Source organism: Micromonospora sp. AMSO12t (assembly GCF_008806585.1).
Taxonomy (GTDB): Bacteria; Actinomycetota; Actinomycetes; order Mycobacteriales; family Micromonosporaceae; genus Micromonospora; species Micromonospora reichwaldensis.
On sequence record NZ_WAAS01000285.1, the window covers coordinates 1 to 7,717 of the forward strand.

At 73.2% G+C, this 7,717-nt stretch carries 10 protein-coding genes; 5 read left to right on the forward strand and 5 right to left on the reverse strand.

All coding sequences use genetic code 11. From position 1 onward, the window contains the following. Nucleotides 1-357 (forward strand): sirohydrochlorin chelatase (locus F6X68_RS27880; RefSeq protein WP_305069298.1); only part of this gene is annotated, 357 nt, incomplete at its 5' end. A gap of 89 nt (nt 358-446) precedes the next feature. On the opposite strand, the gene F6X68_RS27885 is transcribed toward F6X68_RS27880, so the two are convergent. Both F6X68_RS27885 and F6X68_RS27890 read right to left on the reverse strand, forming a co-directional pair. Beyond that, nucleotides 447-704 (reverse strand): WhiB family transcriptional regulator, encoded by a 258-nt coding sequence (locus F6X68_RS27885; RefSeq protein ID WP_007072794.1) that lies wholly within the window; start codon nt 702-704, stop codon nt 447-449. Nucleotides 705-1,155: 451 nt separating this feature from the next. Continuing rightward, on the reverse strand, nt 1,156-2,106 hold the full coding sequence (locus F6X68_RS27890; protein ID WP_132231106.1) for a diacylglycerol kinase family protein: 951 nt from the start codon (nt 2,104-2,106) through the stop codon (nt 1,156-1,158). A 43-nt stretch (nt 2,107-2,149) separates the two neighbouring features. Between F6X68_RS27890 and F6X68_RS27895 the strand changes: the two genes are divergently transcribed. Next, nucleotides 2,150-2,539 (forward strand): hypothetical protein, encoded by a 390-nt coding sequence (locus F6X68_RS27895; RefSeq protein ID WP_151457051.1) that lies wholly within the window; start codon nt 2,150-2,152, stop codon nt 2,537-2,539. Between the two features lie 42 nt (nt 2,540-2,581). Here F6X68_RS27895 and F6X68_RS27900 read toward each other — a convergent pair whose 3' ends face one another. Together F6X68_RS27900 and sodN are read right to left on the reverse strand one after the other, a co-directional pair. Continuing rightward, nucleotides 2,582-2,989 (reverse strand): ATP-binding protein, encoded by a 408-nt coding sequence (locus F6X68_RS27900; RefSeq protein ID WP_132231108.1) that lies wholly within the window; start codon nt 2,987-2,989, stop codon nt 2,582-2,584. Nucleotides 2,990-3,177: 188 nt separating this feature from the next. Then, nucleotides 3,178-3,582 (reverse strand): superoxide dismutase, Ni, encoded by a 405-nt coding sequence (gene sodN, locus F6X68_RS27905; protein ID WP_088998581.1) that lies wholly within the window; start codon nt 3,580-3,582, stop codon nt 3,178-3,180. An 86-nt stretch (nt 3,583-3,668) separates the two neighbouring features. Here sodN and F6X68_RS27910 point away from each other — a divergent pair, with 86 nt between their 5' ends. The 3 genes from F6X68_RS27910 to F6X68_RS27920 all read left to right on the forward strand — a co-directional run bounded on the left by F6X68_RS27910 (nt 3,669) and on the right by F6X68_RS27920 (nt 6,393). Continuing rightward, nucleotides 3,669-4,019 carry a S24 family peptidase gene (locus F6X68_RS27910; RefSeq protein WP_151457052.1) on the forward strand — a complete coding sequence of 117 codons (351 nt, stop codon included), beginning with the start codon at nt 3,669-3,671 and terminating at the stop codon, nt 4,017-4,019. Between the two features lie 140 nt (nt 4,020-4,159). Further along, nucleotides 4,160-5,335, forward strand: a complete 1,176-nt coding sequence (locus F6X68_RS27915) for an NADP-dependent malic enzyme (protein ID WP_151457053.1) — start codon at nt 4,160-4,162, stop codon at nt 5,333-5,335. A 95-nt stretch (nt 5,336-5,430) separates the two neighbouring features. After that, nucleotides 5,431-6,393: a zinc-binding dehydrogenase gene (locus tag F6X68_RS27920; RefSeq protein ID WP_151457054.1), complete on the forward strand. Its 963-nt coding sequence runs from the start codon at nt 5,431-5,433 to the stop codon at nt 6,391-6,393. Nucleotides 6,394-6,511: 118 nt separating this feature from the next. Here the strand turns inward: F6X68_RS27920 and F6X68_RS27925 are convergent, their stop codons facing one another. Continuing rightward, nucleotides 6,512-7,507: a chlorophyllase gene (locus F6X68_RS27925; protein ID WP_151457055.1), complete on the reverse strand. Its 996-nt coding sequence runs from the start codon at nt 7,505-7,507 to the stop codon at nt 6,512-6,514. Between the last annotated feature and the right edge of the window lie 210 nt (nt 7,508-7,717).

Consider the following 7,717-nt stretch of genomic DNA (forward strand, 5'->3'; position numbering starts at 1 on the left):
CTGGTGCTGGCCGCGGCCGGCACCAGGGACGCCCGGGCGCGCGGGTCGGTGGGCCGGGTGGCCGCCGCGCTGCGCGCCGGTCTCGGCGTGCCCACCCGCGTGTCGTACGCCTCGGCGGCCCCGCCGGCCGTCGCGGCGGCGGTGGCGCGGCTGCGGGCGCGGGGCGCCGGGCGGGTGGCGGTGTCGGCGTACTTCCTGGCTCCGGGCCTGTTCCACGACGCCGTCGCCACGGCGGCGCGGGGCGCCGGTGCGGTGGCGGTGTCCGCCCCGCTGACCGACGCGCCGGAGCTGGCCGATCTGGTCCTGCGGCGCGTGGACGCGGCGAGCCGGTTGGCCGGGATCACGGCCGGGTCGTGATCGGAATCCGGATCACGAATACAGGCTCGGACAGCAGCACGCCCCGGCGGGCGTACCCGGCCGGGGCGTACTGACTGGTGCGTGGGGGATCAGGCGGAGTGAGCGCGCAGCACCCGGAGGCCACCGCGGCGCTTGACAGCCCGCCGCTCCTCCTCGCTCATCCCGCCCCAGACGCCAGCGTCCTGACCGGACTCCAGCGCCCACTGCAGGCACTGGTCGGTCACGGAGCAGCGCCGGCAGACGGCCTTGGCCTGCTCGACCTGCAGGAGAGCCGGCCCGGACGTCCCGATCGGGAAGAACAGTTCCGGGTCCTCGTCGCGGCAGACAGCATGGTGACGCCAGTCCATGGCGGCAACACTCCTCATTCTGGGTGGGTGGCAGAGATTGCTTTCTGTTGCTTTTCCTATATGCATCCGCAGCGCCGAATGGTGACGGTTCGCGTACGCCTATTCGGCAGTGCGTGAGCAGGCTGTGTCGGCCCCGCGGACCTGCTGGAACAGCTCAACCTGACGAGCCTATCCAAACAATGTCCCGGTAACTCAAGTTCGCTTGTGAATACTTTCACGAACGCCCGGGATGTCAAGGGTGACGCTCGGAAAAACTCCGGGCGGTGAGCAAGCCCACAACCCCTTTGTCCGGATTCCAGCGCCTTCCTGGTTACCCGGCGTACCACTGTCGAGGATCAATATAGTACAGTCCGCGTGACATTGCTGACATTTCCGGCACAGCCCCTCGGTGTGGCGGCCGTCGCATCGGTCCGGTGTCGCGGCCGCGTCGACCTAGGGCAGTACCCGAGACCTAGCAGATTACTCTCAGTGCGGCGGGAATGGATGTGAATCTGACTTTTTCCCGCTCGCCAAGGTAGTCGCCGTCGAGCTGGAACGCCTGCGGACGGGCCGAGACCAGGGTGAACTCCGCTACATCGTGCAGCCGCAGCACCTGGCGGCCATGCGGATCCGGGGTCCGGGAGAAGAACTGCGTCACCGTGCGTGTCGTGCTGGCCACCCGGAGCTGCCGCAGGGCGAGCACGTCCAGGCCCAGATCGAACGACGCCTCCGGGTTCGGGTTGACCTCGCGGTCGCCCAGGTACGTCCACGGCGCGGTGTTCTGGATGATGACCGTCGCCAGCTCGCCCTCCGCCAACTCGTCCGGGCGCTCCAGGCTGATCGCCGGATGGCGACGGTCGGAGTTGAGGAAGTACTGGGCCGCGGTGGACCGGAAGTAGAGCGCGGGCGTCGAGACCCGGCCCCGCCGGCGGGCCTGCTCCACCCGGTGGATGACGGCCGCGTCGAGGCCGAAGCCCGCGCAGAAGGTGAAGTAGCGGTCGTCGGCCCGGCCGAGCCCGATCGTCCGGTAGCGGCCCAGCCGCAGGCCCTCCAGGATCATGCTGGTCCCGTCCGGCCAGTCCCGGGGCAGGCCCAGCGCCCGCGCGAAGACGTTGGTCGAGCCCCCCGGCACGGTCGCCAGGGCGGGCAGCCGCTCGGCCGGCGTGGTGCTGGCGGGTATGGTCGGCGGCTGCGCCGCCATCAGGCCGTTGACGACCTCGTTGACCGTGCCGTCGCCGCCGAGCGTGACGACGACGTCGACGCCCTCCTCGGCCGCCTCGCGCGCCAGGTCGGTCGCGTGGCCCCGTCGCCGGGTGTAGCGCACGGAGAGGTCGACTTCGCTGCGCAGTGCCCGGACCAGGACGTCCCGGCTGCGCTCGCTGGTGGTGGTGGCCTTCGGATTGACCACCAGGACGGCCCGCATGGGCGGCACTGTACCGCGCGCCACCACGGGTATCGTGGCGCGCGTGACCATCGACTCCGACCCGATCCCCGCCACCCTCAGCTGGGCGGTCCGGCTGCTGCGGGCCGAGGCGGTCGCCGTGGGACTGGTCGCCGCGTGGCTGCTCTGGGCCGATCTCACCGCCACGACCACCGACCTCACGTCGGCGTTGCTCGTGACCGCGTTCGCCATCGGCGCGGCGGTGGCCCTCTGGGCGCTGGGCGGCGCGTTGGCGCGCCGGAAGGCGGGAGCCCGGGCACCGGCGATCGTGCTCCAGTTGATGCTGCTGCCCATCGGCTGGTTCATGGTCCAGGGCGGGATGGGGTGGCTCGGCGTACCGCTGATGGCGCTCGGCCTCGGGATGACCGCTCTGCTGGTGAGCACCCCCACCACCCGGGCCCTCGGCTTCGAGTGACCCCGCCGGGCCCGCGCGGCCCGGCGCCGGGTGGGCGGCCGGTCAGTAGCCGGAGGCGCGGCGGGTGAGCAGCGAGATGGTGGCCCGGCCGTCGGAGGCCGTCGCGGCCGCCGCCGTGGTCAGCGCCGTGAGCACCTTCCAGGCGAAGGACGACTCGGCGGGGAGCGTCGCGCCGCGGACGGTCGGCACGGTCACCTCCACGGTGAGCGCGTCGTCCGTGACCGCGAAGCGGCAGTCGAGCTCCGCGTCGCGGGTGGCGATGGCGAGCAGCATCGCGCACGCCTCGTCGACGGCGATGCGCAGGTCCTCGATCTCGTCGAGGGCGAACTGCAGCCGCGCCGCGAGCCCCGCGGTGGCGGTACGTAGCACCCCGAGGTAGCCCCCGTCCGCGGGCACGGTGAGGTGCACGACGTCGTCGTCGGTCGTCGGCTGCCCGGTCAGTTGAGTCACCACTCATCCCCCCGGTCGGGGACTCTACCCGCTCGGTCGCCCGAACGTGTGGGGACCGCCACGTGTGCCGCGGGAGCGATCGGGGGCGGCCCCGCTGAGCTGGCGGGGAACCCACTCCTGCGCCATGACGACGACGGCCGGCACGTCCTCGGGACGTGCCGGCCGGATCGTCGGCGGACCGGTGAGGGTCACGCCTGCTTGGTCTCCCAGAAGATCTTGGAGATCTCGTCGATCTTCTGGAGCAGCTCGTCGGCCTTGGACGGGTCGGTGCCGCCCTTCGCGCCGGCGGCGCCGGCCAGCTTGGTGGCCTCGTTGAACAGCTGGTGCAGGTGCGGGTACTTCTCGAAGTGGGCCGGCTTGAAGTAGTCGGTCCACAGCACCCACAGGTGGTGCTTCACCAGATCGGCGCGCTGCTCCTTGATCAGGATGGCGCGGGTGCGGAACTCGGGGTCGGTGTTGGCCTGGTACTTCTCGCAGATCGCCTTCACCGACTCGGCCTCGATCCGGGCCTGGGCCGGGTCGTAGACGCCGCAGGGCAGGTCGCAGTGGGCGCTGGCGGTCACGCGGGGCGTAAGGATGCGCGGAAGTCGCATCAGGATCCTCCATGGGAAGTTTGCGATGATCCAAGACGACATTACTCCTGGACGCGCTCCGGGGAGGCCGGGTGGAGGGGAAACCAATGGGGACCGATCACCCGACGGTGGCCCCCCGGCTGCGGTGGCCGCTGACCGCCGTGCTGGTGACCGGTCCGTCCATGTCGCCCACGCTGCGGCACGGCGACGCGGTGCTGGTCCGCCCCGGCGGCCGGGCGGTCCGCCCCGGCGACGTCGTGGTCGCGGTCTTCCGCAGCCGCCCCGACCTGCTCGTGGTCAAGCGCGCGATCCGCGCCCAGGACGGCGGGTGGTGGCTGCGCGGCGACAACGACCTGGTCACCGACGACTCCCGGGCGTACGGGGTGGCCGACGTGCGGGGCCGCGTGGTGGCCCGCTACTGGCCCCGGCCCGCGCGGGTGCGCCCACAGCGGATATGACCCCGCTCACACCGGTGTGACGGTGGCGACACTATGCTCCAGACGTGCCCGGGTGACCCCCGCACCGCGTGCCGCCGCTCGGCGCCTCACCTCGCGTCCGCGCCGGCCGCCCCGTCTGCTCGACAGATCCTGGAGTCACCATGTCATCGTCCACCGTGGACCCCGCTGATCCCGTCTTCCGACTGCACCGGGGCGGCAAGATGGCCGTCGCCTCGACCGTCCCGCTGACCAGCCGCGAGGACCTCTCCCTCGCGTACACCCCGGGTGTGGCCCGGGTCTGCGAGGCGATCGCCGCCGACCCGACGCTCGCCGACGACTACACCTGGGCGTCGCACACCGTCGCGGTCGTCACCGACGGCTCGGCCGTACTCGGGCTCGGCAACATCGGCCCGCGCGCCTCGCTGCCGGTGATGGAGGGCAAGGCGGTGCTGTTCAAGCAGTTCGGCGGCGTCGACGCGGTGCCGGTCTGCCTGGACACCCAGGACGTCGACGAGATCGTGGCCGTGGTGCGGGCGCTGGCCCCGTCGTTCGGCGGGATCAACCTGGAGGACATCAGCGCCCCGCGCTGCTTCGAGGTGGAGCGCCGCCTCGACGAGGCCCTGGACATCCCGGTCTTCCACGACGACCAGCACGGCACCGCGATCGTCGTGCTCGCCGCCCTGCGCAACGCCGCCAGGCTGCTCGACCGCAAGCTCGGCGACCTGCGGGTGACGGTCAGCGGCGCCGGCGCGGCCGGGGTCGCGGTGACGAAGATGCTGATCGCCGGCGGCGTGAACCCCGACCAGGTGGTCGTCTGCGACTCCAAGGGGATCATCGGCCGGCACCGGCCCGAACTGACCGGCACCAAGGCCGAGCTGGCGGCGGCCACCAACGCCGACGGTCGCGAGGGCGACATCACCGAGGCGCTGCGCGACGCGGACGTGCTGATCGGCGTCTCGGGCGGGCAGATCCCCGAGGCGGCGGTCGCCGGCATGGCCCCCGGCGGCATCGTCTTCGCCCTGGCGAACCCGACGCCCGAGGTGCACCCGGAGGTGGCCGCCCGGCACGTGGCGGTCGTCGCCACCGGCCGCAGCGACTACCCCAACCAGATCAACAACGTGCTGGCCTTCCCGGGTGTGTTCCGGGGCGCGCTGGACGCCAAGGCCACCCGGATCACCGAGGGCATGAAGGTCGCCGCCGCCGACGCGATCGCCGGCGTGGTGGCCGAGTCGCTCACCGCCGAGGCGATCGTCCCGTCCCCGCTCGATCCCCGGGTCGCCCCCGCGGTGGCCGAGGCGGTCGCCGAGGCCGCCCGCCGCGACGGCGTCACCCGCTGAACGTGTGAGGAAGGGCTCCTTCCTATCGCTCAGGCGACAGGAAGGAGCCCTTCCTCGCGTCGGTGCCCTTCTTGCCGGGGGCTCGGCTTGTTACCGTGCCGATCATGCGTGCCGCCTTCGTCTCCCGTTTCGACGACGCCAACCCGCTCGCCGCGCTCACCGTCGGCGAGCAGCCCGAGCCGACCCACCCGGCCGACGACTGGGTGACCGTGCAGGTGCGGGCCAGCTCCCTCAACCACCACGACCTCTGGTCCCTGCGGGGGGTGGGGCTGCGCGCCGAGCAGCTGCCCATGATCCTCGGCTGCGACGCCGTCGGGGTGGACCCGGACGGCAACGAGGTCGTCGTCTACCCGGTCATCCCCACCCCGGGCGACCCGCGCGGCATCTCCATCCTCTCGGAGCACTTCCCCGGCACGCTGGCCGAGCGGGTCGCCGTACCCCGGTCGAACCTGCTGGCCCTGCCGGCGGGCCTGGCGGCGACGGACGCGGCCTGCCTGCCGACGGCCTGGCTGACCGCGTGGCGGATGCTGACCACCGTGGGCCGGGTCGACGACGCCGACGCCGTGCTGGTCCAGGGCGCCGGCGGGGGCGTGGCCACCGCGGCCGTCGCGCTCGCCGCCGCGATGGGCAAGCGGGTGTACGCGACCAGCCGCGACGCCGCCAAGCGGGAACGGATCGCCGAGCTGGGCGCCACCGCCGTCGAGCCCGGCGCCCGGCTGCCGGAACGGGTCGACGTGGTGATCGAGACGGTCGGCGCGGCCACCTTCGACCACTCGCTGAAGTCCGCCGCGCCGATGGCCCGGATCGTGGTCTCCGGCGCCACCTCGGGACACGAGCCGAAGGTCAACCTGCGCCGGGTCTTCGCCATGCAGCTGGAGATCCTGGGCACCTCGATGGGCACCCCCGACGAGCTGGCCGCCCTGCTCGCGTTCTGCGCCGAGCGCGGCGTGCGCCCGGTGGTGGACTCCGTGCTCCCGTTCGGCGAGGTCGCCGACGCCTTCGCCCGCCTGCACTCCGGCGAAGTCTTCGGCAAGGTCGTCGTCGACCACACCGCCTGAGGCCCGCCGTCGCCGTCGGGCCCGCGACGAGCGGGCCCCTGGTGGCCTCCCCGGTCGGGAGGCCACCGTCGGTGTCGCCGGGTCCGGTGGCCTTCCCGGCCAGGGAGGCCACCGTCGGTCAGAGGCGGTTGTCGAGGGTGGCGACGTCGTCGCGGGCGGCGTCGGTGGGGATGCGGCCCTTGGCGGCCTGGTCGCCGTAGAGCGACCAGCGCAGGAACTCGACCGTGGTGTCCGAGACCACCCGCAGCGAGGCGCCGTCGCTGAGCAGCGCCCGACCGTGGTCGCCCTTCGGCAGGCTCAGCATCGCCTTCGGCCAGGGCACCCTGTCGTAGGCGGCCTTGCCGGCGGCGTACTCGACCACCTCGTCGGCCTCGCCGTGCACGAAGAGCTGCGGGGCGGCGGCGCCCGCGAAGGCGGTGCCGACGCCGAGCGCCGTGCCGGCGAAGACGACCCCGGCGTCCAGCCGTTCGTCCCGGCCGGCGGTGAACAGGCCGATGGTGGTCACCCCGCCGGCCGAGTGCCCGGCCGCCGCCACCCGGTCCGTGGCCAGCCGGCCGCGCAGCGGGTCGCCGTCCTTGCCGTCGAGGGCGAGGACCTGGGTCAGCACGTACGACACGTCGGCCGGCTGGTTGAGCACGTCGAGCACGTTGCCGTCGCCACCCCGCGCGGTGTGCGGGAAGGTCGGCGCGGCCACCACGAACCCGGCCGCCGTCCAGCGGGTGAGCAGCGTCTCGTAGTCGGCCGGTCGGGCGCTCAACCCGTGGCTGAACATCACCACGGGAAACTTCCCCGTGGCGGCGTCCGCCGACCGCTCCGGCTGCCCGCCGGGCTTTCCGGCGGCCGGGTACCAGACGGTCACCGGCAGTGGGCGCTTCCCGTCGCGGTTCAGCTTCAGCTGCCGTACGCCGACGGCGAAGGCCTTCTCGGGTGCGGTACCGACGGGCACCTGCGGGGTGGGGCCGGCCGCCTGTGCGGGCGGCGCCGAGGCCGTCACCTGCGGAGCCGCCTGGGAGCCTGCCGCCTGCGGGGCCGGCCCGGCGTCGTCGGAGCAGCCGACCAGACCGGCGGTGAGCAGTGCAGAGGCGAGCAGGGCGGGGGTGACACGTCGCGGCATGGGAACGATTGTGCCTCGCGGCGCGCCCCGCTCCGCCGCAGACCGCCGCAGTACGCCCCCATCCGCTGCGCTGCCCGTGCCCGGGCTGCTGGTGGTGCCCCGATGATCAGGACGCCATGGACGTTATCCGGTGGTCTTAGGGTCCATGGCGTCCTTCGCCCGCCGGGGCCGCTCCGGCGTCCAGACGGGGACCGGCGGGGCGCCGGGCGT